The organism is Legionella maceachernii, assembly GCF_900167045.1.
Lineage (GTDB): Bacteria > Pseudomonadota > Gammaproteobacteria > Legionellales > Legionellaceae > Tatlockia > Tatlockia maceachernii.
In genome coordinates this window covers 55,799-82,155 of sequence record NZ_FUXJ01000011.1, presented here as the reverse complement: position 1 = coordinate 82,155, position 26,357 = coordinate 55,799, and the positions used below count along the sequence as shown (strand labels likewise).

Genomic DNA, 26,357 nt, shown 5'->3' with positions numbered 1-26,357 from the left:
CGATTAAAAGTGCGGTTTTTTAAATTTAAAATGATTCAACAATTCTTCTTAACATCCAACGACTTGTTCGCGAGATCCAGCGATCTTTAAAATTCATGACGTCGCACAAAAGCTGCCACCTCTATCTTATCTCGATAGCTGTTATTCCACTGTCACTGACTTCGCTAAATTTCTCGGTTGATCCACATCCGTTCCCTTAGCAACAGCAACATGATACGCCAATAGCTGTAATGGAATGGTATAGAGGATAGGTGCTATCCATTGGCCACAGGTGGGCACATGAATCATGTGGGCGCCATTTGGGGGCCAAGCTTTGGAATCATCGACAAAAACAATTAATTGGCCGCCGCGTGCACTCACTTCGTGCAAATTTGATTTTAATTTATCAAGAAGCTCGTCATTCGGTGCTATGGCAATGACTGGCATTTTTTTATCGACTAAAGCAAGAGGACCATGCTTAAGTTCGCCAGCAGGATAAGCCTCTGCATGTATATAAGAAATCTCTTTTAATTTTAATGCGCCTTCTAAAGCCACAGGATACTGTACACCTCGGCCTAAAAAGAGAGCATGCTCTTTGTTCACGAACGTGGCAGCTAAAGCTTTAATTTCCTCACTCATTTTTAAAACACGTTCGCAGCAAGCAGGTAATTCTTGCAGCTGAGTTAAAACTTTTTCAGCACGCTCATCTTTACAAAGAGCAACTGCCAACATAAGGAAAGCTGCGAGCTGCGTAGTAAACGCTTTAGTGGAGGCCACCCCAATTTCCACACCCGCACGTGTCAAAAACACACAATCGGCTTCACGTACTAAAGTGCTGGTAGCCACATTACAAATCGCTAAGGTAGCGAGGTAATTCTTTTCTTTGGCTTTGCGTAAAGCAGCGAGAGTATCTGCTGTTTCTCCAGACTGCGAGACAGTAATAAACAACGTTTGATCACTGACCACTACGTCACGGTAGCGATATTCGCTGGCAATTTCTACGAAGGTAGGTAGACCGGCTAATGATTCAAGCCAGTACCGAGCCACTAAGCCAGCGTGATAACTTGTACCGCAGGCAACAATGTGGATCTGTTTTACCTGATTAAACATAGAGGAAGCCCGTTCACCAAAGCTAGCACGAAGGACTTCTGGGCTCTTGATTCGCCCCTCCAAAGTATCAGCTAGTACCTTACCCTGCTCGTAAATTTCCTTGAGCATGAAATGACGGTAAGGCCCTTTGCCTATGTCTTGGCTGTCGTCATTAAGAGGGTAAATTTTGCGCTCTACGGGCTGCCTTGCCGCATTAAACACTTGAATTGACTTATTATCAAGAAGCACGCTGTCACCTTCTTCCAGGTAGAGGACAGATTGAGCAAATGATCGTAAGGCCAGTGCATCGGACGCAATAAATTGCTCACCTATGCCTAATCCGACCACTAAAGGACTCCCTTTGCGTACTGCCACAATTTCACGTGGCCGTTGCTGATGAATTACCCCTAAAGCAAAAGCCCCATGCATTTCAAGTGCTGCGTCCTGTACAGCGCGCAATAAATTTTCATGCTGCTGGTAATAATAATGGATGAGATGTGCAGCCACTTCCGTATCGGTTTCTGAAGTAAACTCATAACCTGCCTGCTCTAATTTTAAGCGTAACGTGTCATGGTTCTCAATGATACCATTATGAACTACAGCAATTTCATCATGGGACATGTGTGGATGAGCATTCTCTTCGCATGGCTTTCCGTGCGTAGCCCATCGAGTATGAGCAATGCCAACCGTGCCAGCAATGGCAGTCTCTTTCATTGCATCCGCCAAAGCTTGGACTTTGCCTTGTATTCTTATACGTTTTAAATGACCTGTTGCATCGATAACGACGATACCGGCAGAATCGTACCCTCGATATTCTAGGCGCCTTAATCCTTCAAGTAAGAGTTTAGAAATATCGCGTTGTGACGCTGCTCCTATGATCCCACACATAATTACTCCTTTATATCACCCGATATTCTCAGTGTAGAATACAGGCAATGAATTCGTAAAATTTGGCCGATTATGCCATGATAGAAACCGGCCCCAAAGCCTTAGTTGTGTTTTTTCATTAGCCGTGCTCGATCGCGCTGCCAGTCTCTATCTTTGATCGTATCGCGTTTGTCATGGGTTTTCTTACCCTTCGCTAAAGCAATCTTTGCCTTAACACGATTGTTCTTCCAATACAGCGACAATGGAATTAGCGTATAGCCTTGACGTTCTACACTGCCAATTAAGTGATTTAACTCGCGCCGGTTGAGTAATAACTTGCGTGTTCGATTTGCATCCGGAAAAAGATAGGCGGCTGCAGTGGGCAATGGTTGAATTTGTGCACCTAGCAAAAAGGCTTCGCCATGTTTGATAATCACATGCGCATCAGATAAGTTTATTTTGCCTGCACGCAAACTTTTTACTTCCCAGCCTTCAAGAGCCAAGCCAGCTTCATACTCATCTTCGATGAAATAATCAAAGTGTGCTTTTCGATTGACGACAATGTTAGTATTTTGCTTAGAAGTCATAAGGACCCGGAGTCAATTTAAAATCAAAAAGAGAATGATTATACTCAAGATACCTTAAAATCCTAAATTTTACCCCTATTTTGTCAATGCGAGTATGCATTTGCACATGACCATATCAGTCATTCGGAATGGAGTTACTTGCTACTATTGATTGGTTAATAGAGCAAGATAAGTGTGCCCCAGATACGACTAGTCTTTTGCAAGGCTTAACTTACTGGAAAAATGACTTAGCTGCTCAAAAAAAAATTCGTTTATTCAATAAAGACGCTATCTCCATTGCGTTAAATAAGTTGCAGTGTATGCAAAGTGAAATTAATCGTAATTGTTGAGTTAACAATATATATATACCCGTGATCCTTCAAAACGCTATTTTTGGTCTATTGCTTTTTCCGCCTGAGATTATTTTAAAACCTCGCAATAGGGCTTGCTATTACTCGTTTTTAAAATAATCCCAGCCAAAAAAATCAAGTTGCCCAAAACATAGCATTTTGAAGGATCACGGTATAGATACTCCAGGATTGCGGAAATAATTTTTATCCTATGCACCTAACCACATTGGCGAAATACTCTATTTTACACTAGGATATCTTCTATTGATTTTCTAGGAGATGACTATGAAACCCGGCGATAAAATAACTTCTCAAGCCTTTAGCGCAACCACTCATTTACAAGCCAATTTCAGTGATTACAAAGGGAAATGGTTAATTTTGTATTTTTATCCTAAAGATTCAACACCTGGTTGCACTACTGAAGGTCAAGCATTTCGGGATGCTTATACGCAAATTAAATCATTAAATGCCGAAGTACTTGGTGTTTCTCGTGATAGTCTAAAATCACACGAAAATTTTAAATGCAAACAGCAATTGCCTTTCGAGTTGATCAGTGATCAAGATGAGAACTTGTGTCACTTGTTTGATGTCATAAAGATGAAATCCATGTATGGAAAGCAAGTTCGTGGCATTGAGCGTAGCACTTTTCTTATCGACCCTGATGGTGTTTTACGTCATGAATGGCGAAAAGTGAATGTTAAAGAGCATGTGACCGAGGTAATACGAACTTTGGAAGCGTTGCAGGCGCTCAAAAAATAAAATGCATTAACTCATTCTTTCTACTCCTTTTCTTTAAATACCTGGCAGGAATAATGCTTGACTGAGGTTGCAGGCGTCATCACAATGATTAATTTGGCTTAGAGGTGAATGCATGGACAACGAAAACACAAGGGTTAAGCTTTTTGTACTTGATACGAACATCTTAATGCATGACCCTACTGCTATTTTCCGCTTTGAAGAACATGACATTTATTTACCCATGGTTGTTTTAGAAGAGCTCGATGCGCACAAAACGGGGCTTTCAGAAGTGGCTCGCAACGTACGCCAAACCAATCGCATGTTAGTTGAATTAATGAGTAATGCCAGCCATCAGGAAATCGTAGCCGGTTTACCTATTCCTAGTTTTTTAGCTTCTGAAAAAGTAAAAAGCAGCGGCCGTTTGTTTTTTCAAACGGATGAATTTGAGCAACTGCGCCCAACTTCACTGCCTGGACATAAGGCTGATAACACCCTTCTGGCTACGGCTTTGGGGTTGCAAAAAAAATATCCTGAACGCCAGGTGATTATTATCTCCAAAGACATTAACCTGCGCATTAAAGCAGGTATCCTTGGTATTCCTGCAGAAGACTACTATAACGACAAAGTCTTAGATGATGTGAATCTTTTACACAGCGGCTTGCATCTGCTTGAGAATGATTTTTGGGATACGCACAGTAAAGACATCGAAGCGTGGAAGGAAAATAGCAAAACGTTTTACCGTATCAGTGGCCCCTTAACTAACCAATGGAACTACAACGATTGCGTTAGTACGCATGACAATCAATTTCAAGCCATTGTGAAAGAAATTGTCGAAGGCAGTGTGGTAGTGCAATTGGCTCGCGATTTTACACATGCCAAACACTCAGTCTGGGGCATTAATGCCCGTAATCGCGAACAGAATTTTGCCCTCAATCTTCTGCTTGACCCTGACATTGATTTTGTCACGCTCCAAGGCTCAGCAGGAACAGGTAAAACCCTTTTAACCATTGCCGCAGGATTAACTCAAGTCTTAGATCAAAATCGCTATAGTGAAATTTTAATGACCAGAGTTACCATTCCTGTTGGAGAAGATATCGGTTTTCTTCCGGGAACAGAAGAAGAGAAAATGACACCATGGATGGGTGCGTTGATGGATAACCTAGAGGTTCTGCATAGCTCACAAGAAGGAGGCAGCTTTGGTCGAGGGGCAACTCAAGATTTGCTGCAAAATAAAATTAAAATTCGCTCTTTGAATTTCATGCGCGGTCGCACCTTTTTAAACCGCTTCCTCATCATTGACGAAGCGCAAAATCTAACTTCCAAACAAATAAAAACACTAGTTACTCGTGCAGGACCCGGTAGCAAAATCATTTGTTTAGGTGACATTAAGCAAATTGATACACCTTATCTCACTGAAACCACTTCCGGTCTGACCTTTGCTGTCGATCGATTTAAACATTGGCAGCACAGTGCACATATGACGTTAACAAGGGGAGAGCGTTCAAGACTTGCTTATTATGCTGCTGAACATTTGTAGGTCGAAATCTGTCATCCCAAGACTCAGGAGATCCCTCCTGCCTTCGGACGCCAGACTGAAGAAAACGCTATGTAGTTAATGCGGTCTGCTTATATAATGCTGCTCAATAACTGTGCTTTTTAGAGAGGATCACTATGAACAACCAAGCCATCACTTTCGATGATGTTTTGCTGGTTCCTGCTTACAATCATCATGAATCAAGACGTGTAGTCGACATTAGTATGTCAGATAGGCTAGGTAAGCTTAAAGTTCAATTGCCAGTGATCAGTTCCAATATGGACACAATCACCGAAAGCAAGATGGCTAATTTTATGCACAGCAAAGGAGGCATCGGTGCTTTACACCGCTTTTTAAGCATTGAAGACAATATTAAAGAGTTTAAACGCTGTACGGGACAAGTGTTTGTTTCGGTGGGTTGTACTGAAGCAGAATTGCAACGCGCTGAAGCACTTCGCGATGCGGGAGCCGATTTCTTTTGTGTGGATGTCGCTCATGGACATGCAAAATACGTGGGTAAGACATTAAAAAGTTTAAGAAAAATACTCGGCGGTCGCTGTATTATGGCAGGCAATGTAGCCACTTATGCGGGGGCTGATTATCTTGCTTCATGCGGGGCTGACATCATTAAAGCAGGCATTGGTGGTGGGTCAGTGTGCAGCACTCGCATTAAAACCGGATTTGGAATCCCCATGCTGACTTGCATTCAGGATTGTGCCCGTACGGATCGCTCCATCGTCGCCGATGGCGGTATTCGCACCTCAGGCGATATCGTTAAAGCACTCGCTTTTGGCGCTGATTTTGTCATGATCGGTGGCATGTTAGCTGGCACTGAACCCACACCCGGTCAAGTGATTACTAAAGAAGATGGTCTCCAAGTCAAACGCTACCGAGGCATGGCCTCACGCGAAGCACAAGAAGAGTTTTTAGGTCAAATGCAAGAATGGAAAACAGCAGAAGGCGTTGCCACCGAAGTGCTCTATCGTGATACCCAAGATGCAATTATTGCTGATATCATTGGCGGTTTACGTTCAGGTTTGACCTACGCAGGCGCAGATACAATCAGCGAGCTGCAGCGGAAATTGGATTATGTGATAGTTACCCAAGCAGGTCGATTAGAAAGTTTGCCTCATAAACTTCTAGAGGGGAGATAGTGAGCTTTCACTCACTATTCACTTGATCCGCTGGGCACGGGTGTAGAAGGGACCTCTTCACCCTCAACAACGGGTTCTTTTTTAGCTTCAATAGCCTCATCATAAGAATCCGTATTGGCAGACTCTAAATTTCCCACGGTACTTTCAGTGGGCTCTTCCAAGCCAAAATCATCTTCTTTGTCTTCAAACAACTGCTTGACTCCTGCATACTCATTATTTGCATCAAACTCGGCATCCTCAAACAATTGTTTGACTCCCTCGTATTCGTCTGTTTCTTCTCCTTTAGGTTCTTCATTGATCGCTTGCTCTTCTTCAGGCTCTTGCATTTCTTCGCTGATTGCTTCCTCTTCTTGCGGTTCCTCCATTTCTTCTACATCTTCCTCTTCTTCAAACAACTGCTTGACTCCTGCATACTCATTATCTGCATCAAACTCAGCATCCTCAAATAATTGCTTGACTCCCTCGTATTCGTCTGTTTCCTCTCCTTTCGGCGCTTCAATTTCTTCTTTGGACTCTTTTTTTGCCTCTTCTTTAGGCTCTTCTTTTACCTCATTTTTTGTTTCTTCTTTGACTTCCTGTTCAGCTTTCTTTTCCTCTTTTTGAGGCTCCTTTTTTTCTTCCTTTGGCTTATTTATAGCATTCTTAATTCCATTCCAAGCGCCTTTTATTAGCTTACTTGGGAGGCTCAAATCGTCTTTCACAGCCTCATGCATCCTCATCATCATGTTGAACTCTCGTGCAGCCCAGTCTTTACTTTCGTCATCTGCGTACGCCGACCCTTTAGGCTTGTTTTGCTGGGGTTGTTGTTGAGGTTGTTTGGGTTTTGGCTTATCCCCTTTTTTTACTTTTTGCGGTTCAGGTTCCTGGGCTTGATTTGGCCCTGGGCCTTTTTGATCGACTCCGCTTGGAGCAGGTGTTTGGTCTTTGTTATCGGTAACCTGCGCCTGCTTTTTTTGGTCACTGCTACTCGTTTCATCAGCCATATCATCACCTTCGTTACTACCTATTCAAAAATCCTTGTCGGGCGGTCACTAATCACCACCACCTCCACCGCCTGCGCTAGGTGCTGGTGGCGCTGCTGAAGCAGAATTATCTTGTGCCTGAGCTGCGTCGTTATTGCTTTGAGCTGCCTCTTCATAAGACGAATCATTTGCAGAATCCATATTATCCATCCCTGAATCTTCAGTGGAATCTTCCAATTCAAAGTCATCTCCTTGAGAGGCTTGGTTATCTTCACCACCCATTGTCTCCATTCCACTTTGCTGCAGAGCTGACCCAAGCCTAGAAAAATCGAGAGTCAACGTATGGCCTTGACCTTTCGCTGGTGCATCACCCTGTTCTGCTTCTGGTGCATCACCCTGTTCTGCCTCTGGTGCATCGCCCTGTTCTGCCTCTGGTGCATCGCCCTGTTCTGCCTCTGGTGCATCGCCCTGCGCTGCTTCTGGTGTATCACCTTGATTCGTGCTCGCTTGTTGCGTATTTCCTGGGTCCGGCGCATCGTCGTTCCCACTCGCTAAATTTCCTATCGTACTTGCAACATTTTTAACTCCCTGCACGGCTTGGTTCGCTACGGTGGTGAGAAGGTCATTCATGCCCTCCAGAGATTCCTTCATTTTCATCATCATGTTGAACTCTTGAGCTGCCCAATTTTGGTTCTCCTCATCTTCCGCTTCCGCAGGCTTGGGTTTTGTCTGCAGTGGAGTTGGTCCATTTTGTTGTGGCGCTTGCTCTTCTGTTTGTTCCGCTGCTGGCTCTTGGTCTTGTTCTTCTTGGCCGCCGCTGCTGCCTGTATCATCCGCCATATCATCACCTACACATCATTGCTTCATAATTTAAAGATAGCACAATGAATGAGTGCTACTTTTAGGGAATTTAATCGTTTACCTATAACCCTCTCTAATTATTTATCATTTTTTGATCCATTTAATCGTAATTTATGACTATTTTGTCGGCTTGGATCATTGTATCCTCATCATAGCAAACTAGCGATGTTAAAAATCGCCGCTATGTTTTATTTACAGAAATTTTGCAAAAATTTTAGACAAAGGGAATTTATGGACATTGATGCTTTTCGCTGTATGCGGCAAGGTAGACAGCTTTTTACTTTGAGCCAACAAGACGCTTTTCTTTTAGCACCTATTGAACAGCGTAATGACAAAACTCATCGTGCTTTATTGTTACTGCATGGTTTTTCGTCTACACCTGCAGTGTTTCGTCTATTACTACCCTCGCTTGTTCTTTACTATGATGCCGTGATCTGCCCTGTTTTAATGGGTCATGCCGAAAATCTTGATTCCTTTGCCAAAGTAAAAGCAACCGATTGGATTGCACAAACGGAACAAACCTGCGAGATTTTGCTAGAGCAATTTACCGAAGTGGATGTCATGGGCCTTTCGTTGGGCGGTATATTAGCGTGTCATTTAAGCGTTCGCTTTAGCTTACATCATCTTTATTTATTAGCCCCTGCCCTCGATTTACGGCTTGGTCTTAGCAAAGCACTGAAATTGGCAAAATCCCTAAACTGGCTTGGTTTTCGAAACATACGCGCTGCTGCAGGGAATTTATACACTTCGGAAAACTGCGAAATTGCTTACAGGCAATTACCGTTAACGACCATCATTGAAATGCTCACTTTAGTTCAGCAGTTTCCATTTACAATTCCCTCTTGCTCTACTGATTTATTTCTTGGGTGTCATGATTTTGTTGTTTCCTCATGGCGAGTGGCCGACCGTTTTGCGAATAAAGACAATGTCAATATTCATTGGCTTCCCAACTCTGCTCATGTATTACCTTTGGATGGTGATCAAGCGGTGATTCTTTCGCGTGTAAAAGAAAACTCGGCAAGATAGCCCAGCTATTTTTAAATTACTCGAGTTATGAGTTACGCTCCAAGTAATCCGCTCAGGGAAGTCGAATTATCTGACGAGTCATTATTTCGAAAGTCCTGCAATCAAAGGGATATCGCCAGGTGCGGAACTCGGACTATTATAGCGTGTATAATCATTCAAATCGGGACGATTCCAATCGCGCATATCGAGGACAGAACCTGCATAAGCCATAAAATCCGCTGAAGTCTGTGGCATTTTATAGAAATAGATATCACTAGCGTCTGTCGCCAAAGTGTGCTGATGCTTAGTCGCTGTTAAATCGGCGACAGCACGATCGTGTGTTTTAACAAACGCACTTTGGGCCCTTAAATAACGCCCATTAAAATGAGCTGTATCCCATAATTCAACATCCAATCGATCCACAACCCCAGCTAACTGGATAAATGATCGACCTCGTTGACAGACAGACAACACTGGTGCTTTTATCCAGTACATACTCAATAACGCATCCCCTTCAAGATTTAATTTGGACACGTTAATGACACCAGCCAATTGAACTTTTGTTTTACCGGTAATATCTAATTGTAAATATTGCGTATGAATTCCACTAATTTGGATATTACCTCCGCCACTGGCTTTCAATTTACGCAAAACGATATACCCGCCAAGCGTGGTTTGGCCTGAGTTATCAATATTTAAATCGAGAAGTCCAGAGTGAATGTTACTTCCTCCAATAGTTCCTTCACCTTTGTAAGTAAACGAGTTTAGGAAATGAGCACGCACTTCCGCGGTGACTTCACCGTAATGAGGGTGGCCTTGAGGAATTTTAATGTTTAAGTGACCATCCTTCACTTCAATGAGGACATCCGCTAAATCACGCGGATCCCCGTGTAAAATCACTTCTTGATTTTTGTAGCCCGTATGTAGGCTCACATTAATTAACCCTTCAGCTCGTACCTTCGTAAAAGGAGGCAGAAAATACTCTTCCGTCCTTCCTTTTAGTGTAGCGGGCAGTACTTGTGAATGATGCGCGCAACTTGATAGCAATAACAATGAAAGAAGCAATAAGAAAAGCCGCATCAATCTAATCCACGTTCTATTTATACGAATCTCTCTACATTAGATGAAGTTACTGTTGTACGCAAGATTCCTCACAGAAGTCATCGTTAAATAGATGAAATTTAATCTATAAGGGCTAACATCAATCAGATATTGCGGTATCATGCGTCTTTTTATTCATTTGAAATAAAGAAGACTACTCTGGTCTATTTTTAAAATTAGAAATGGAGATTCTTGCTGGACAGGCCTCATAACGCATAAAATCAGGGGCCTGTTGCACTAAGTTTTGCAACGATCCATTGGCGGGAATTAGCGCAGGCAATTGGATATAAATATCAACCAGCAACCCTTTTTTACAACTCAAATAAACTTTACGTTCCGCATTTTGGCCAAACGATTGACGAATCATTTCTGTAAGTTGTGTGCGCTGCACCACGCGCCCCACCTGTGCGTGCAAAAATTTACCCAGGGGTGTTGAATTCGCTTCTTGGCTCAAACGCATTGCCAATGAAAAATAGTCGTCTGCAGAAAGGGTTTGGCAACTGCCGTGTTTACCCCACTCGTATCGCTCAAGACAACCCCCATACGCATAACTCGGCATCATTTGCCGCAAGTTGTTGGCAACCCTTGTGCTTAAAGCAACGGCGGGATAGTCGCAATAATGGGTGTGTATTCTCACATTACAAAACCCATATTGTTGGCCACACGCTTGCTGATTTGGCCATAAGCCATGCAAAACGAGATGGCTTGCTTGGAAAGAATCCGGCATTAAGTGCAAACATTCCGGTTTACCTTCCTCATAACCCCGTGTTTGACAAAAAGCGGGATGCCAACTGAGAGCTAACACATAGGAGTCAGCGAAACCAGGCCCCCGTTGACAAGAGCTTTGACTCATGGCCTGGTAATGCGATTCCCCGCAATGAGCACTTACCCATCTTAACGCGTTTGCTGTTATGGCATTATTAAGTTCTATCCTTATCCACTCAGGATGATAAGAACGATTAATTTCTTTAATGCTATATTGCTGTCCTGGATAGATGAATAAATGATCAGGATTGATTTTTTTATTTTTAGAAACATAGGCCGGGCAGGTTTTGCTCGCACTAAAATAGCCCGTTGCTTTAATTGAAGCGTGGCAAAAAAGAGGCTGTATAAGCGACAATAGTATAATCAATCGGATCATTGAGTCATCCGCACAGGCATTAAAAAACAATTATTACTTTAATTTGTAATTTAAAAAAGAGGGGCCTGAGCCAGCAAAGCACTATGGCTTTTCCAGAGGGAAGTCATCCCCTCTAATAGCCACACCGAGTGCGTACTAATAGAGGGGGAAAGAGATGAGAGAAATAAAAAAATTATAAAGCAGTTACTTCTTCTGCCTGTAGACCTTTAGGTCCTTTAATCACTTTAAATTCTACTCGTTGACCTTCTTGTAAGGTCTTACGATTAGCAGTGCTATTGATTGAACGAAAATGAACGAATACATCGTCTTGACCATTGTCACGGCTAATAAAGCCATAACCTTTCTCATCATTAAACCACTTAACGTGGCCGGTTTCTATTGTACCAGACATTTCTACTTTCCAAGTTAAATTAAAAACACCTTGCGCTAGTTAGGATTCGTGTAGAAGCATTTATTTTGCGACGACAAACTCGCTACTTTGAACTACAAAAGGAGGGATTTTCACGAAAAAAATGTTCCGACTGAGAATACAAAAAAGCTCAAGTACTATGATTATATCCTAGTGCTTGTTAAATAGCGAGATAACTTGATAAATATTTATCAAGTTATCTGTCCTTATCATTTCATCAGCGAGATTAGCCTTCGATAAAATCAAACTGATCGATTTTGAAGTACAGTGACCGGTTTTGAAAAATCAGGAAATGATTTCTCTAAATGCATAGCCAGCTCTAAAAGCAATCGATCTTGGCCTTTTGCTGCAGCAAATTGGACTGAAAGCGGCAGCCCATGATGAGACATAACCGGCATAGTCATCGCAGGAAGTCCCGCCTGATTATACAATGATGTAAACGGAGAAAATTCTGTGTTTTTTTGTAAATAATCCATGAAGTCATCGTTTGTCGCTAAGCGACCAATAGGAAGCGGTAACTGCGCCAAGGCGGGCGTTAAAATTACATCAATGTCCTCAAATAACTCGTGAAGGGGTCGCAGCAATTGATAAACTCTATTTTTTGCCATAATCAGTTGTGACGCAGTGATAGCCTTACCTTGCCTCATAAATTCCCAAGTCACCGGTTCTAGCTCCTCTTTTTTTACTTTACGCTTTAAAATGGCTTCTCCATTTTCTATTTCGGCGCAAGTATTTGCGGCAATCATCACCATCACCGATTCGTCAATGCCTTGCAAGTCCAGGCTTAATTTTCGTTGGACAATGCGATGACCCAGCGATTTCAATACTTCAATGGCTTGATCCCTTGCTTCCATACAAGGTTTTGCCACAGACACTGCTGGAAAAGCGCCTTCCAATAAGGCAATCGTAAGCGGTTGTTGGTGTCGACGCTTCCTGGAAAATCGAGTAGCTAACTGTCCTGGATTTAAATGAGGTGTTGTAAATAATGCAAATAAAAGTGCAGAGTCGCGTACGGTGCGAGTTAACACATGGCCAGTCGCTAATCCAGACCATGCTTCACCGGCCAATGGTCCGGTTGGAATGAGGCCCGGTGTTGGTTTAAAACCAAACAAACCACAGCAGGCAGCAGGAATACGAATCGAACCACCTCCATCATTGGCTGTGGCCACAGGCGCCACTCCAGCAGCAACCGCTGCAGCAGAGCCTCCTGATGATCCACCAGGTGTTCGACTTAAATCATAAGGATTTCTACATGGCCCATGTAGGACCGATTCGGTGACGTAAGACAATCCGAACTCTGGGACATTTGTTTTAGCAAAAGGCAACAATCCAAAATCCAGCAGTCGCTCGATAACATCACTATTTACGGGTGAAACCGCCGATGCATAAAAGCGTGACCCAGCAGTATAGGGCATCCCTTTTATCATAAATCCTAGATCTTTCACTAAAATAGGAACCCCATAAAAAGGCTCATCACCTCGCATTAATTTAAGCTGTTCATACGCCCAATCACTGCAGTCTGTGATGACAGCATTGAGTGCAGGATTCACCTCATGCATTCGCTGTATCGCACAATCGAGAGCTTCCGTAGGACTTATCTGTTTAGTTTTAATTAGCCTCGCCAAGCCTTGTGCATCTTGCTTATAGTATTCCCTCAGCTGCATACCATTTCCCTCAAATTAAAGACGATGAATGGGAGGTAACCGATTTCCTTTATCTTTATTGGTAGAAGAAGGTTGAAAACGCGAGACCGCTTGCCACAATAACTCCCCTTGCCATTCTTTATGGGCCTCTTCATGATATAGGGCTTCGGAAAGTGCTTTTATCTGCTGCTTTAAGTCTGGATCTTCGACCAAATTTTCTAAGTCAATTAAATTCAATAAATTGGCTTCTGGCCATAGCAAGCGTCCCCATTTAAGCATGGCGTCTCGTGCTAATCGAGGATTATGACTCAAACAGGCCTCTTGCAATTGCTTTAATACCTGAGCCTTAGTTTGCTTCGCCGCCATATCCTTTGAACGTGGCCAACGCCAAGCAGCGATTGTCAATAACCAAGCAAGAGCGAAAACACCTGCAGCCCACCAGGCAAGATTACTTTGTGGGCTAGGCGGATTCATTATTGGTTTTTCCAGTGTTTTATTTTCACTGGGCTGAGGAGCAGTGACGGATTGCAAAGAAGAAGGTATTGTAGTAGTCGGTTTTGGCGACGTTGTTTGCTTAGTTTGACCCATTGCAGAAAGCACATCGATAGTAAATCCTGGCAAGGAGCTGACTTCTTCTTTTCCAGTTACCGTATTAAACCAAGGTAAGATTAAAGGCGGGATAGTGATCTTACCTGCTTTATTGAGTAAGTAAGTGACTTTAACCGTCGACGTTCCCACAAGGTCTTGTTGTTTAAAACGATTAGTCACCGTTGGCTTTTCTGGGTAAATACTAAATTGGTCTGAGCTACCAAAATTAAGGGAAGGTAAAAGCTGAGCGGGCACAGCCACTGCTTGCAGTGTTACCGTGCGTTCTAAAGTACTTCCTTCTGTTAAAGTAGTTGTGCTTTTGTCATAGCTTTCACTCAGAGTAACTTTTTTTGCTGGAAACCATGTTTTGCCTTGATATTGCGCAGGAATAGGTTGCACGTTAAGCACAGTTGATTGTGCTTGTACGCTCACTCGTCTTGGTCCAGCAATATCATAGACTAACGCATTAAAAACCGGGGGTTTGATCTTTAGATCCCCACTTTTTTGCGGGAACACAGCAAATTGCTGCTCTTCTACCGCATAGAGCCTACCATTGTGGGTTACTTGATAACGCCGGCCTTCCCCAAAAGGAACAAACAAGGCATCCTCCACTTGAGGAGGTAAATAATTCGCATCCAGTAATCGACTGCTATTAAACAATTTAACAGTGTAAATGACTTGTTGATTGACAAAGGGTTGATGGGTGTCCACCTCTGCTGTGAGCATAACATCTTGCTGCTGCGACTGTTGCGTGTTTCCTGAGCTGGGGTTTGTGGTTGTTGATGGATTACTATTGCTGTCGGGAGGCAATTGAGTGATCTCGATACTAATAGGATTCGTTTTTTCCTGACCTATACGTAAAGCGGGTATCGGTAATACGCCCGCACGTTTCGGTGTTAATATAATGGTCCACTCGCTTACTGCCCGAACCTTGCCACTGATGATACTGTAGCTGATATTACTTTCTGTACCGATAATCGTAAAATCTTTTTGCAGTGGAGTAAGATCAGGAACTGCGTTAATTTGAGTCCCTTCAATTCTTAAATGCAAAGAAAAATTCTCACCCATTTGCACCTGCGGTGCTTCAAGTTGTAAAGTCACGATAGCAGAGGCAATACTGCTAAAGCATAACAAAAGTAGACCTAATAATATTCGCTTCATTGATACCACCCACCTTCTCTGCGCAGATGATCGCGTAAAAATTTTTCTCGCATTAACCCGCCAGGATCATCTGGAATTAACCGTAACCATTGCTCTTTGGCTTGTTGCTTTTCTAATTCTTCAGCTGATTGCGCATTGTTCATCCCTTTCTCGTTGTCTTTTTGTTTTGCTTGTTGATTTTGATCCTGCTGCTTCTGTCCCTGCTGATTGTTATTTTGCTGATTTTTACCCTGCTGACTCTGGCTTTGCTGATCATTATTTTGCTGATTTTTATCCTGCTGGTTCTGGCCTTGCTGATTATTATTTTGCTGGTTTTTATCCTGCTGGTTCTGGCCTTGCTGATTATTATTTTGCTGGTTTTTACCCTGCTGGTTTTTACCCTGCTGGTTCTGGCCTTGCTGATTATTATTTTGCTGGTTTTTACCCTGCTGGTTCTGGCCTTGCTGATTATTATTTTGCTGATTTTGGCCCTGTTCCTGCTGATTTTTATTTTGTTGATTTTGACCTTGGTTTTTATCTTGGCCATTCTTTGATTGATTCTGATTCTGCTTGTTTTGCTCTTGCTGATTTTGGCTTTGCTGGTCTTTGTTTTGTTGGCTCTGGCCTTGTTGGTTTTGTTGAGTATTATTGTTTTTCAGTAAATCCTCTAGCAATTTACGATTAAATAACGCGTCCTTATTGTTTGGATTCATTGCTAACGCTCGATTGTATGCTTTAATCGCTTCCTGGTATTGGCCCAGATGGGCAAGTGCATTGCCCTGATTATAATAACCTTGCTCATTCTGCAGTAATTGATACTCTTTTGCAGCTTGCTGATAATCCCCCGCACGATAAGCCGCAGCAGCACGCCAATCGGCATGCTGAAAGGTGGTCTCGGCCTGTTTGAATTGCCCTATTTTCATCAATGCTTGCGCTTGCTGATCTTTGGTTGACCATAAGTCTGTCCAACTAAATGCATAGCTACTGCATGTAAAAATGGATAATAAAAAAATGCCCAAAATAGTCATACCGTTATCCTCTGCAACCAACCTCGCCTGAAGACCGGTAGAAAAAAGAGTAATGCGGGTAATAAAAACCAACGGCCTTCGTCTCGCCACAAAGGCACCTCATCGTTCTCACTTAAACTAAATTGCTTTCGGTTTACCGACTCTTTTAGCCATTGATCAAGATCATCGGAGGTATCCGCAAAATGAATGAGCTGGCCTTGCCCCGCAGTAGCCAAATCTTGATACAACGGATTGAATGTCTTATTGCCTATGACGGGCATGATTGAGGTGTAAATGTGCTTAGCCGCAAGATTTTTTGCGACGGTCACAGCAATTGGGTTTGGTGTTTCCCCCGTTAGAACCAAGATTTGGCCTTCTTTATATCCAGCGTTAACAATCAGTTGTCCGGCTTCTTCTAAAGCGGTATCCAGTTGCTGACCTTCTACCGGCATAATTTCTGGGCTCAGTGAAGACAACAGTGCGTCGATGGTTTGAGCGTCATCGGTGAGCGGGGAAACAACGAAAGGTTCGCTTGTATAAACCACTAACCCGAACTGTCCCACATCACGGCGTTTAAATAAATCATGCAACTTAAATTTAGCCCGAGTCAGGCGATCGGGAGTCAAATCACTATTAAGCATCGCATTTGACATATCCAAGACCAGTACTCTAGGTTGAATTTGCCTAAAAGCAGGCACCGGTAACCGGGTCCAAGTAGGGCCAGCTAAGCTGATACACATAAAGAACCCGCTTAAGAATAAAGAAAATAGAGCAAGATGCCGTCGACCTTGTCCTTTCGCTTGTATTAAATGCTCAAGCAAATGTTTATCACAAACTGCTGTCCACGCCTCCGATTGTGGACGTTGCTGCCATAACAACCAACATAATCCCAACAGAGGCAACATGGCCAGAAGCCACCAAGGGCGAAGAAAATGAAATTCACTCATAACCCAGGCTCCTCCGACGAGAAAAAATAGCCTTAAACTCTGCTTTTTCGCCGAGCCAATAAAACAATAGTAAAAGCGCCAACCCGAGAGGCCAAGGGTAGTAATCGTGTTGCGGACGAATGGTTGCCTGATCCTGGCTCACTGTCTCCAACTGATTAATGCTTTCATAAATTTCCTGTAAAGACTGCATATCCGTTGCGCGAAAATAACGACCACCCGTTATTTTAGCCATCTCTTGTAATGTGTCCTCATCCAAATCAGAAGAAGGGTTAGGATTAAAAAAGATCCCACCCGTCGCACGGGGATCAGATTCTGCTCCTAGTCCAATCGTATAGATTTTTATGTTATCCAGTTTTGCTAACTCAGCCGCTTTTAGAGGGGGCAGCATGCCGGAATTATTTGCTCCATCAGTTAACAAAATAATAATTCGCCCTTTTGCTGGCACATCTTGCAAGCGCTTCACGGCCAAGCCGATAGCATCGCCGATGGAGGTCGTTTGTCCTGCTAAGCCGACTGTTGCGTCTTCTAAGCGAAGTAAAACGTTTTGTCGATCATAAGTAAGCGGGGTTTGCAAATAAGCACGAGTACCGAAAAGAATTAGACCAATGCGATCACCCGCGCGAGCTTGCACAAATTGTTCTGCCGCTCGTTTGACCACATCCAAGCGGCTAACGGGGCGCCCCTTTACTAACATGTCTGCCAGCTCCATACTACCGGATAAATCAAGCGCTAGCATAATATTGCGTCCTTCGCGTGTTAAGGGCTGAGGCTCGCCCACCCAACGTGGCCCTGAAGCCGCAAAGACTAATAGGCACCAAATAACGAATAACATACTCATTTGTGCTTTTCCTGCGATAGCTGTTTTTTTATTGCCCATGACAGCGATCATGGCCTGATAAAACGGAACCTTTAGTGCTAACGGCAATCGCAAAACAGCTCGGGGAACTAAAAACCAAATCAGCAAAGGCAGCGGTAAACCCAGTAAAACCCAAGGCGCAATTAGCTCGAACATGGTGTACCTCGCTGTTTTATCCATGCCTTTGCCGATTGGAATAAGGGTTGTAAATCAATATCAGTGGCCGGTTGATAAGGAATGTCCAATAAATAGTGGCGTAATTTGGTAAAATCAATGCCTTTCGACGTCTTGTTTAAAAATTCAAGCCAAGCCTCGCCCTGCAAACTGGCCACTTCTTCTCTAGGAAAATAAACTAGCGCTACACGACGCAAGAGCTCAGAAACTTTCATACTGCTCACCTGACTATTCTGTTCACGCCGATATTCTTGTTCATACATTTCAAGCAATTTCAAAGCCTGACGCTTTGCTTGTCCATGGATGTACTGGCGCCGGATGAAATAAATGCCCAACGCAATGAGGATCAATCCTAACAATAGCAAAAAATACCAACCGGGTGCCAAAGGCCACCAGCCAATAGGGGCAGGAAGATGGATATCGTGTAGTTTTGCCAACACAGCTTGTGACTCAGCCACGCGACCTCCTAGGAAAAGTCTGACGCACTAATTGAGGTAAATTCGTTTCCGCGGTTAATTGCACATATTGGATTTGCAATCGCTTGAATTGGGCTTGTACAGTGGCCATTCGCTCTTCGCAATAGCTTTTATAGGCTTTGGTGACGTCAGCCATTGTGGTATCCAGTAAAAATTCTTGCTCGCCATCAGTAATCGCATAATATTGCGGCTTTGGAGGCGAAAGTTCCAAAGGATCGCAAACATGATACACCAATAGATCATTGTGTGAACGCAACCGGCTTAAATGTTGCTCGCTGTCTGGATCCATATTGTAAAAATCACTGATGAGAACCAAAATGCTTCCAGGACGAGTCACTCGACGAACGCGAATTAACGCTTCACTTAAAGGCTTAGCATGATCATTCGTTAATATGCCGTTGTTTGTGTAGTGACTTAACGACGCTAATAGCGGCAATACTCCCATTTCGCGGCTGCGTGGAGTAAATTCGTTATGTGCTTTTGCTGAGAACAACAGTCCCCCCACTCGATCGCCTTGCTTTATCGCAGTCCAGGCAATCATTGCGGCTAAGCGAGCGGCGGTTACTGATTTAAATGCCAATCGCGTCCCAAAAAACATCGTCGGATTGAAATCGCTCAAAATGACAACTGGACGTTCTCTTTCTTCCTGGTAGAGCTTGACGTGTGGACGTCCAGTGCGTGCAGTGACCCGCCATTCCATATGGCGGATTTCGTCGCCCGCTTGATAATTGCGTGCTTCAGCAAAGTCCATCCCTCGACCGCGCAATTTAGAAAGATGATTACCCGCACGCATCGCTTTGCCAGCGGGCTTATAATTTACTCTTTGCGCATACCGCCTCAGAGCAATTAACTCATCAAGTTGGACAGTAATCCCTTCAGTCATAGTAAAACCCTAAGGTACAGCAACTAAACGTAATAATGAATTGATAAAATCATCGCTATTCACTCCTTCTGCCTCTGCTTCAAAGCTCAGCAGAATACGGTGGCGTAGCACATCATGAGCAATCACATGAATATCTTCAGGCGTCACATAATTGCGCCCTGCTAACCAAGCATGTGCCTTAGCACAACGATCAAGCGCTATCGTTGCACGGGGGCTTGCTCCAAATCGCAACCAACGCGCAAGCTCATCGCTATAAACCGCAGGATTTCGTGTAGCGACAACCAATTGCACTAGATAATTTTCCAAAGCTTCACTGGTGTGAACTTGCAAGACCTGGCGTCTTGCTTCAAATAAGGTCACTTGCTTGAGAGGCTTAATTGTAGCCGATTCTTTCCCTTCATCCCCTGCTGCTTCTCGTCTCGCCAAGGTCAAAATATCATATTCCACCCGTGCATCGGGATAACCAATACGGACATACATTAAAAACCGATCAAGCTGAGCTTCAGGTAAGGGATAGGTTCCTTCTTGCTCAATGGGGTTTTGCGTTGCCATGACTAAAAAAAGCTCGGGGAGAGGGTAAGTCTTGCCTCCTATAGTCACTTGTCGTTCTGCCATTGCTTCTAATAATGCGGATTGCACTTTCGCAGGCGCACGATTAATTTCATCAGCAAGAATAAGATGATGAAAAATAGGACCAGGTTGAAAAACAAAAGAGCTGTTTTCAGGGTGATACACGTCCGTACCCGTCAAATCACCAGGCAATAAATCAGGGGTAAACTGAATCCGATGAAAATCACCTTCAATCACTGAAGAAAGTTCTTTAACAGCACGCGTTTTTGCAAGTCCAGGGGCGCCTTCAACTAATAAATGGCCGTCCGCGAGTAAAGCGATAAGCAATCGCGAAACTAACCCTTTTTGTCCAAGGATTCGGCTATTAAGATAATCGCTTAATTGCAAAAACTGCTGTTGAACTGTTTGCGTTGAACCAAGATCTAACTGCTCCATTCATCATACCTTGTGCACAAAAATACTATCCTAGCGTGAAACCAGAGGAATGCCAAGCGTAGGGCAAGGAAGCGTCTATTGATGATAATCCTTCTGCAATTCTAAAGGCATCAACTCTTGTAAACGCTCATATAGCTCAATAATCTCCGCACAAAAAACTTGTAATTGTTGTCTGTCATCCCATAATTCATAATCGATACCTTTACGAAATGCATATTGTCGAGATAATTTTTTTAATAAGTGAATATCCTGATTAGACAATCCTAACTCGGGACTTAGAGCAAGCAATTCAAGTAAATTTTTATGCTGATTATTCGTCTTGTAGTCATGTAATAAGTAGGCCTTCAGGGTTAATTCAAACGCTAAATACATCAGTGAGGTAAACGGGCTCAATGTATCAACCACACCACGACCAGAAAGGGTTATTTCCGCATTATCAAGCAATAAGTGCTCAGCGCAGTACGCGTGCTGAGTAGCGATTTTAATTAGCTCTAAAGGGGAATAATATTTTTTATCCATTATTAACCTAAAAACACAAAGAGCGGGGTATAATACTAGCAATCTTAGCTCTTTTCATCTTGTTGTTATCCGCAAATGACGTCTTTCTTCCACAGCCCATGGACGCTTGGTTCACTCAACCTAACCCATCGCCTCATTCAAGGGCCACTTGCCGGATTTAGCTGTGCTCCCTTCAGAGAGCTCTTTTATCAATTCACACCTCCCGCTTACTCTGTTTCAGAAATGATTTCAGCCCATGATGTGGTCCATAAACACCCGCTACATTCTCGCTACTTGCATCGCGGAGAAAAAGAAAAAACGCTTTGCTATCAGATTGCCGGTACGGATCCTTTAATTATGGCACAAGCAGCAGCGCGTCTTGAGGAAATCGGTGCTGATCTCATTGATGTGAATTGCGGCTGTCCTAAAGGAAAGATTCGTAAAAAAGGCGCGGGTAGTGCTCTACTTGAAGAACCAGAACAGCTCGCAGAAATCGTAAGCTCGATACGTAAAGCGATTAAAATCCCATTAACGGTAAAACTTCGCATTTTGGGTAACCCTTTGGATTTTGAGCTTGCGAAACGAGTTGCCGATGCCGGTGCAGACGCAGTAATTATCCATGGTAGGCGTTGGAATGACGATTACGATAAAGCCAACAACCTAATCCAAATCGCCAAAATAAAACAACACTTAAACATCCCTGTTATTGCTAATGGTGACTTTTGTGATCGCTTCAGTATAAACGAAGCGCTTAAGCAAACTCACTGTGATGCTTTCATGATTGCCCGTGCTGGAACTGGCAAACCGTGGCTGTATCAAGCATTGCTCAACGATGAGCCCATGCAAGTGAATACGGCTGAGCAACTTAGGCTTTTCATGCAGCACCTGCAAGGATTAGCCCTTTTAGAAAATGAGCATAAAGCTTTATTACAAAGTAAATCCCTGGTGCGTTATTATTTCAAAAGCCAACTGAGCGCGAGTCATTTACAAGGCTTTTATCAACTGGATCAATTTGCGCAAATCGAGCAATGGCTAAAGGATCTATTGACTAACCTGAGCGAGGAGGCATAATGCCTTGGTTATGCTCTTTATGAAACAAGTCTGCACACCAACAGGACAATGAATGAATAAACTCAAAACAATTATCGGTCATGGCTTTTTTATGGGGCGCTGGTTACAGCTACCTCTCTATATCGGCCTTTTAATTATTTTAGCGGCCTATGTTTACCGTTACGTCATCGAGTTATTTCATCTCGTTACCAATATCAATGGGTTTGATGACACGCATATTATGCTCGGTGTCCTGGACTTAATTGACGTCGTGATGATTGCCAATTTGCTCATCATGGTGGTCCTTGGTGGTTATGAAACGTTTGTCTCCCGCCTTGAGCTAGAAACCCATCCAGACCAACCTGAATGGCTCGACCATCTGGACGCGGGGGCAATGAAGATTAAGCTTGCCCTCGCCCTAATTGGGATTTCTTCTATTCACCTATTGAGAACCTTCATTGATCCCACAAAACAAACTAATTTTACCGTCATGTGGCAAGTGGTCATTCACCTAACGCTGCTACTTTCTGTCTTGGCTATTGCTTTCGCTAATCGATTATTGACAAAAGATTAGCGCTCAACATCAAGCAGCTGTGTGGTTTCTCAGCGGATACCTTCTAGGTAAAAATAACAAACAAATTGGGCATAGATCTCCTAGCGCCGGAAGGGTGCGCGAGCTGCTTGCTGGGCTGCTCGTTGAGCTGCTGCCTGTTGCTGGGCGCGTTGCTGGGCTTGCTGCTGGGCGCGTTGCTGGGCCTGCTGCTGGGCGCGTTGCTGGGCCTGCTGCTGAGCGCGTTGCCGGGCTTGCTCCTGCGCGCGTTGCCGGGCTTGCTCCTGAGCGCGTTGCCGGGCTTGCTCCTGAGCGCGTTGCTGAGCCTGCTCCTGAGCGCGTTGCTGGGCTTGCTGACGTTGCTGGGCCTGCTGCTGTTGAGCTCGTTGCTGGGCACGTTGCTGAGCCTGCTGCTGGGCACGTTGCTGAGCCTGCTGCTGGGCGCGTTGCTGGGCCTGCTGCTGGGCGCGTTGCTGGGCTTGCTGCTGAGCGCGTTGCTGGGCTTGCTGCTGGGCGCGTTGCTGGGCTTGCTGCTGGGCGCGTTGCTGAGCTTGTTGCTGGGCCTGCTGCTGGGCACGTTGCTGGGCCTGCTGCTGGGCACGTTGCTGGGCCTGCTGCTGGGCACGTTGCTGAGCCTGCTGCTGTAATCGTTGCTGGACCTGCTGCTGAGAACGTTGTTGGGCCTGCTGCTGAACGCGCTGCTGGGCCTGCTGCTGCAATCGTTGCTGTAACTGATTTTGGTTTCTTTGTAGAGCTTGTTGCTGCTGCCGCTGCTGCTGTCCTTGCTGTTGTAGCCTTTGCTGGGCTTGTTGTTGTGCTCGATACAATGGCTGCTGCTGTAACCGGTGTTGTATTTGTTGTGCCGCACGCTGTTGCGCCTGTTGTAAAATCCGCTGCTGTTCTGCACGCTGCTGTACTTGGTGTTGAATATGCGCAACCTGGTGCTCAGATTTTTGAGCATGCTGTTGTGTTTGGTTCTGATTTCTTGGTTGGGCTTGCTGCTCAACCCGCTGCTGTTTTTGCTGTTCAAGTCTTTGCTGGGCTTGCTGTTGAGCCCGATACAATGGCTGTTGTTGCAAGCGTTCTTGCACTTGCTGGTTTGCACGCTGTTGGGCTTGTTGTAATATCCGCTGCTGTGCCGCGCGCTGCTGTATTTGCTGCAGAACGCGTTGTCGGTCTTGCCGTTGAGTCTGTTGCTGTGTTTCTTTTTGCTCTTGCTGCCGGTTTTGAGCCGGCTGCGGTCTTTGCTGTTGTGCGTGGCGAACTCTTATAATTTGTTGTTGCTGCTCCACGTGCACATGTTGATTGCTCTGATCCGGCTTAGATTTCCCTTTAGAACTCTCAGGGCTAGTTTTAGATAAAATCTTGATATAAGAATCTTTAAATGTTTTTTTCTCGTTAGACTTAGGCCTGCCCGTAAGCGAGTTTTGAGCCTCCTCCTGTTGTTTTACAGCTTTGTTTTTTCCTTCAGGCCTGACTGCTTTTTTTGCCGAAAATTGAGAAGCAGAGCTTTGCTCAGTCTCTGTCGGCTTAGATGGCTTATAGTTAATAAGTTCCTTAAAAGTCTTACGTGGTTGGACAGCAGTTTCTTTGGAGGGCTCCTGTGGGGTTATAGAATTAGGTAAATTCATAAGCTCTCTAAAAGTCTTACGCCGTTGGGCAGCGGTTTCTTTGGAAGGCTCCTGTGGGGTTATAGAATTAGGTAAATTCATAAGCTCTCTAAAAGTCTTACGTGGTTGAACAGCGGTTATTTTGGGGGCATCCTGAGAGGTTATTGGGGGTAAATTCATAAGCTCTCTAAAGGTTTTCCTCCTAGCAGTTGTTTCCGTAGGAGTATTTTGAGGATCTTTAGGTGTAGGTTTATAGTTGATAAGCTCTCTGTAAGTTTTACGAGGCGTATCAGTTTTCTCTTTCTCAGACTGTTGTGCCTCACTAGGTTTAGGAACAGGCTTATAGTTAATAAGCTCTCTGAACGTTTTTCGTGGCGCTGGAGGGGTTACTTCTTTGGAGCTATTTTGCGTTTCCGCGGATTTAGTCGTAGGTTTGTAGTTTATAAGTTCTCGAAAAGATTTATGAGGTGTGACTGTTGAAACACTATTTGCTCTACCTTCAATACTTGTAGATCCGGATAACTTAGGACGTGGACTGGCTCTATCCCCATAGACAAAATACGGATCACGACCATCGATAACACCCCTCTCTCGTTTATTCTCAGTATCGGCCCTATTTTCTTGATCAGTACTTGAACTACTCCCTGTATCATGGTGAGATACTGCTTTTTCATCTTTGTGGGATGACGCAGATAATTTTATGCTCAATATAGTTATGCAAGCGGTTGAGTGTTTAGCCTGCGCAAGATCATATGCAGTTTGCCGCTTTTTATTTCTTATCGATAAATCGATATCCAGCTCGGCTAATTTTTCGAGAGCCTCTTTACGGTTACGCCCAGCAGCAATGTGGGCCGCAGTATTACCTTTTGAATCAACTAATCGAGAAAAATTGGGAAGCTTAGTGAAGTAGGTTAACAACGGATTTATAAGTGACAAATTGCCATGCGCAGTCGCTAAGTGAAGCAGGTTTTCTTGTCTGTTACGAAAGCCTACCGAATAATTTTGCGTTACCAGGGCGGTTAATGCCTCTTCAGAAAGTTTAAGTTCCCTTGCTCGCGCTAACACCAAATTCAGTTTCTTATGGTCATTAGTTCCAACAGCCACCAATATAGCCGGGCCAAGTTTGTCGACAGGCAATGTTTTGATGTCGTTTTCAGATACCTTAGGTGGATAGCCCTTACGCTTACGTTCGGGTGCTCCATTTGGCACTGCCCACTCATGATAGCCCCCTTTTTTTGAGACATGAAAAACCTCACCAAAATTCTTCTCTTCATGTTGTCCTCGAGGGACTAAGTGCATAAGCCCTTGCTGATTACCAAAGGTGGTCTTGCTATGACAGTGATGCCAAGTTAGGCGTTCATCGGGAGATTCCTGTGGATTTTTTTTAATAGCGTTTATTAGCTCAGCATTACTCACTATTTCACAAAGTTCAATTCCTTCTGCACTTAATTCTTCTAAATGGACTAACAACTGTTGATTGCATATTGCATTATGCTTTGCTGGGGATTTACCATAATCATCTTCATCCAGATGGACTGCAAAATAGTTACTATAGGCAGTTGGCTTGAGCGGGTAATCCTTTGAGGGGGTAACAGAGCCATCATTCTTCGACTGCATACAAAGTCTCCAGAAACGCCTCAAAGGATTCATTGATTAATACATGCACATATTTAGGCTTGTAATTGTCATCGTCTTCATCATCGTCATCATAGGGATCTACTGCATAGGCTAATGCACCATAGAAAAGGCGCCAAACTTGTACGTTTTCACCCACCCATTTTAGGTAAAAAATACTTTGCGTTAAGCTATCGCTAGCAAACGGTAATTCATCCCTTTTTAACGCAGCACTAAAATTTTTCATTACATTCCAAATGGTATAACCTTCTTCTCCTTTTTTGGTAACTTGCTCAAAATAACCAATTTGGTCTACGTCGCCGTCTATGTCATTAAAATAATTAATTTTCGGCTTTCCCCCATTAAAACGACGGCAAATTTCTTTATATAATTTCGGTAAAGGGTGACCAATATAGTCTTGTAAAGCGTCTATCTCCTCTTCAGTGGCAGGAGATTTAAAATAACGGAACTGTAACTGATCTAAGCTAAAAGGATGCTTTTTCCTTTCTTCGAGCATTTTTAATCGGCCGCGTTCATAGCGCTCCTCATCGTCATCACGC

Annotated in this window: 24 protein-coding genes; 6 read left to right on the top strand and 18 right to left on the bottom strand. The window is 43.8% G+C overall.

From position 1 onward, the window contains the following. Positions 1 to 141 precede the first annotated feature (141 nt). Complete coding sequence (gene glmS, locus B5D33_RS10610; protein ID WP_058451006.1) at positions 142 to 1,956, bottom strand: glutamine--fructose-6-phosphate transaminase (isomerizing); 1,815 nt, start codon at positions 1,954 to 1,956, stop codon at positions 142 to 144. A gap of 101 nt (positions 1,957 to 2,057) precedes the next feature. Next, positions 2,058 to 2,522, bottom strand: a complete 465-nt coding sequence (smpB, locus tag B5D33_RS10605) for an SsrA-binding protein SmpB (RefSeq protein ID WP_058451007.1) — start codon at positions 2,520 to 2,522, stop codon at positions 2,058 to 2,060. A 614-nt stretch (positions 2,523 to 3,136) separates the two neighbouring features. Here smpB and B5D33_RS10595 point away from each other — a divergent pair. The 3 genes from B5D33_RS10595 to B5D33_RS10585 all read left to right on the top strand — a co-directional run bounded on the left by B5D33_RS10595 (position 3,137) and on the right by B5D33_RS10585 (position 6,277). Further along, positions 3,137 to 3,610, top strand: a complete 474-nt coding sequence (locus B5D33_RS10595; RefSeq protein ID WP_058451009.1) for a peroxiredoxin — start codon at positions 3,137 to 3,139, stop codon at positions 3,608 to 3,610. A gap of 112 nt (positions 3,611 to 3,722) precedes the next feature. Continuing rightward, positions 3,723 to 5,126: a PhoH family protein gene (locus B5D33_RS10590; protein WP_058451010.1), complete on the top strand. Its 1,404-nt coding sequence runs from the start codon at positions 3,723 to 3,725 to the stop codon at positions 5,124 to 5,126. A gap of 134 nt (positions 5,127 to 5,260) precedes the next feature. Continuing rightward, a complete protein-coding gene (locus tag B5D33_RS10585) occupies positions 5,261 to 6,277 on the top strand; it encodes a guanosine monophosphate reductase (RefSeq protein ID WP_058451011.1) in 1,017 nt (338 codons plus the stop codon). A 14-nt stretch (positions 6,278 to 6,291) separates the two neighbouring features. Here B5D33_RS10585 and B5D33_RS16350 read toward each other — a convergent pair whose 3' ends face one another. Beyond that, on the bottom strand, positions 6,292 to 7,260 hold the full coding sequence (locus B5D33_RS16350; protein ID WP_058451012.1) for a hypothetical protein: 969 nt from the start codon (positions 7,258 to 7,260) through the stop codon (positions 6,292 to 6,294). Positions 7,261 to 7,308: 48 nt separating this feature from the next. Then, complete coding sequence (locus B5D33_RS16625) at positions 7,309 to 8,079, bottom strand: hypothetical protein (RefSeq protein ID WP_058451013.1); 771 nt, start codon at positions 8,077 to 8,079, stop codon at positions 7,309 to 7,311. 252 nt (positions 8,080 to 8,331) lie between these two features. On the opposite strand from B5D33_RS16625, the gene B5D33_RS10565 reads away from it, so the two are divergent. Further along, positions 8,332 to 9,126 carry an alpha/beta hydrolase gene (locus B5D33_RS10565; protein ID WP_058451027.1) on the top strand — a complete coding sequence of 265 codons (795 nt, stop codon included), beginning with the start codon at positions 8,332 to 8,334 and terminating at the stop codon, positions 9,124 to 9,126. An 81-nt stretch (positions 9,127 to 9,207) separates the two neighbouring features. Here B5D33_RS10565 and B5D33_RS10560 read toward each other — a convergent pair whose 3' ends face one another. The 12 genes from B5D33_RS10560 to B5D33_RS10505 all read right to left on the bottom strand — a co-directional run bounded on the left by B5D33_RS10560 (position 9,208) and on the right by B5D33_RS10505 (position 20,994). Next, positions 9,208 to 10,185 (bottom strand): GIN domain-containing protein, encoded by a 978-nt coding sequence (locus tag B5D33_RS10560; protein WP_058451014.1) that lies wholly within the window; start codon positions 10,183 to 10,185, stop codon positions 9,208 to 9,210. A gap of 175 nt (positions 10,186 to 10,360) precedes the next feature. Further along, complete coding sequence (locus B5D33_RS10555; protein ID WP_058451015.1) at positions 10,361 to 11,347, bottom strand: ribonuclease T2 family protein; 987 nt, start codon at positions 11,345 to 11,347, stop codon at positions 10,361 to 10,363. Between the two features lie 172 nt (positions 11,348 to 11,519). After that, on the bottom strand, positions 11,520 to 11,738 hold the full coding sequence (locus B5D33_RS10550) for a cold-shock protein (RefSeq protein ID WP_058451016.1): 219 nt from the start codon (positions 11,736 to 11,738) through the stop codon (positions 11,520 to 11,522). A gap of 260 nt (positions 11,739 to 11,998) precedes the next feature. Further along, positions 11,999 to 13,420: an amidase gene (locus tag B5D33_RS10545; RefSeq protein WP_058451017.1), complete on the bottom strand. Its 1,422-nt coding sequence runs from the start codon at positions 13,418 to 13,420 to the stop codon at positions 11,999 to 12,001. A gap of 15 nt (positions 13,421 to 13,435) precedes the next feature. Then, the gene (locus B5D33_RS10540; RefSeq protein WP_058451018.1) at positions 13,436 to 15,148 is read right to left on the bottom strand and encodes a BatD family protein; all 1,713 of its coding nucleotides are present in this window, start codon (positions 15,146 to 15,148) and stop codon (positions 13,436 to 13,438) included. Beyond that, entirely contained in the window at positions 15,145 to 16,155 is a 1,011-nt protein-coding gene (locus B5D33_RS10535; protein WP_058451019.1) for a tetratricopeptide repeat protein, read from the bottom strand. Before B5D33_RS10535 ends, B5D33_RS10540 begins: the two co-directional genes overlap by 4 nt. Next, positions 16,152 to 17,081: a VWA domain-containing protein gene (locus tag B5D33_RS10530; protein WP_058451020.1), complete on the bottom strand. Its 930-nt coding sequence runs from the start codon at positions 17,079 to 17,081 to the stop codon at positions 16,152 to 16,154. The genes B5D33_RS10535 and B5D33_RS10530 overlap by 4 nt, the downstream gene beginning before the upstream one ends. Beyond that, complete coding sequence (locus B5D33_RS10525) at positions 17,074 to 18,093, bottom strand: vWA domain-containing protein (RefSeq protein WP_078767418.1); 1,020 nt, start codon at positions 18,091 to 18,093, stop codon at positions 17,074 to 17,076. Before B5D33_RS10525 ends, B5D33_RS10530 begins: the two co-directional genes overlap by 8 nt. Further along, positions 18,081 to 18,569 carry a DUF4381 domain-containing protein gene (locus tag B5D33_RS10520; RefSeq protein ID WP_058451021.1) on the bottom strand — a complete coding sequence of 163 codons (489 nt, stop codon included), beginning with the start codon at positions 18,567 to 18,569 and terminating at the stop codon, positions 18,081 to 18,083. The genes B5D33_RS10525 and B5D33_RS10520 overlap by 13 nt, the downstream gene beginning before the upstream one ends. Continuing rightward, complete coding sequence (locus B5D33_RS10515; RefSeq protein ID WP_058451022.1) at positions 18,562 to 19,470, bottom strand: DUF58 domain-containing protein; 909 nt, start codon at positions 19,468 to 19,470, stop codon at positions 18,562 to 18,564. The genes B5D33_RS10520 and B5D33_RS10515 overlap by 8 nt, the downstream gene beginning before the upstream one ends. 9 nt (positions 19,471 to 19,479) lie before the next feature. After that, positions 19,480 to 20,475 carry an AAA family ATPase gene (locus B5D33_RS10510; RefSeq protein WP_058451023.1) on the bottom strand — a complete coding sequence of 332 codons (996 nt, stop codon included), beginning with the start codon at positions 20,473 to 20,475 and terminating at the stop codon, positions 19,480 to 19,482. 75 nt (positions 20,476 to 20,550) lie between these two features. Then, the gene (locus tag B5D33_RS10505; RefSeq protein ID WP_058451024.1) at positions 20,551 to 20,994 is read right to left on the bottom strand and encodes a hypothetical protein; all 444 of its coding nucleotides are present in this window, start codon (positions 20,992 to 20,994) and stop codon (positions 20,551 to 20,553) included. A gap of 75 nt (positions 20,995 to 21,069) precedes the next feature. Between B5D33_RS10505 and B5D33_RS10500 the strand changes: the two genes are divergently transcribed. Then, positions 21,070 to 22,044: a tRNA dihydrouridine synthase gene (locus B5D33_RS10500; RefSeq protein WP_058451025.1), complete on the top strand. Its 975-nt coding sequence runs from the start codon at positions 21,070 to 21,072 to the stop codon at positions 22,042 to 22,044. 52 nt (positions 22,045 to 22,096) lie between these two features. Then, positions 22,097 to 22,597 (top strand): TIGR00645 family protein, encoded by a 501-nt coding sequence (locus B5D33_RS10495; protein WP_058451026.1) that lies wholly within the window; start codon positions 22,097 to 22,099, stop codon positions 22,595 to 22,597. Between the two features lie 80 nt (positions 22,598 to 22,677). Here B5D33_RS10495 and B5D33_RS10490 read toward each other — a convergent pair whose 3' ends face one another. Then, positions 22,678 to 25,800 (bottom strand): ankyrin repeat domain-containing protein, encoded by a 3,123-nt coding sequence (locus B5D33_RS10490; protein WP_078767417.1) that lies wholly within the window; start codon positions 25,798 to 25,800, stop codon positions 22,678 to 22,680. Then, on the bottom strand, positions 25,784 to 26,357 hold a 574-nt coding region (locus B5D33_RS16750), incomplete at its 5' end, for an SMI1/KNR4 family protein (protein WP_214608091.1). The genes B5D33_RS16750 and B5D33_RS10490, both read right to left, overlap by 17 nt.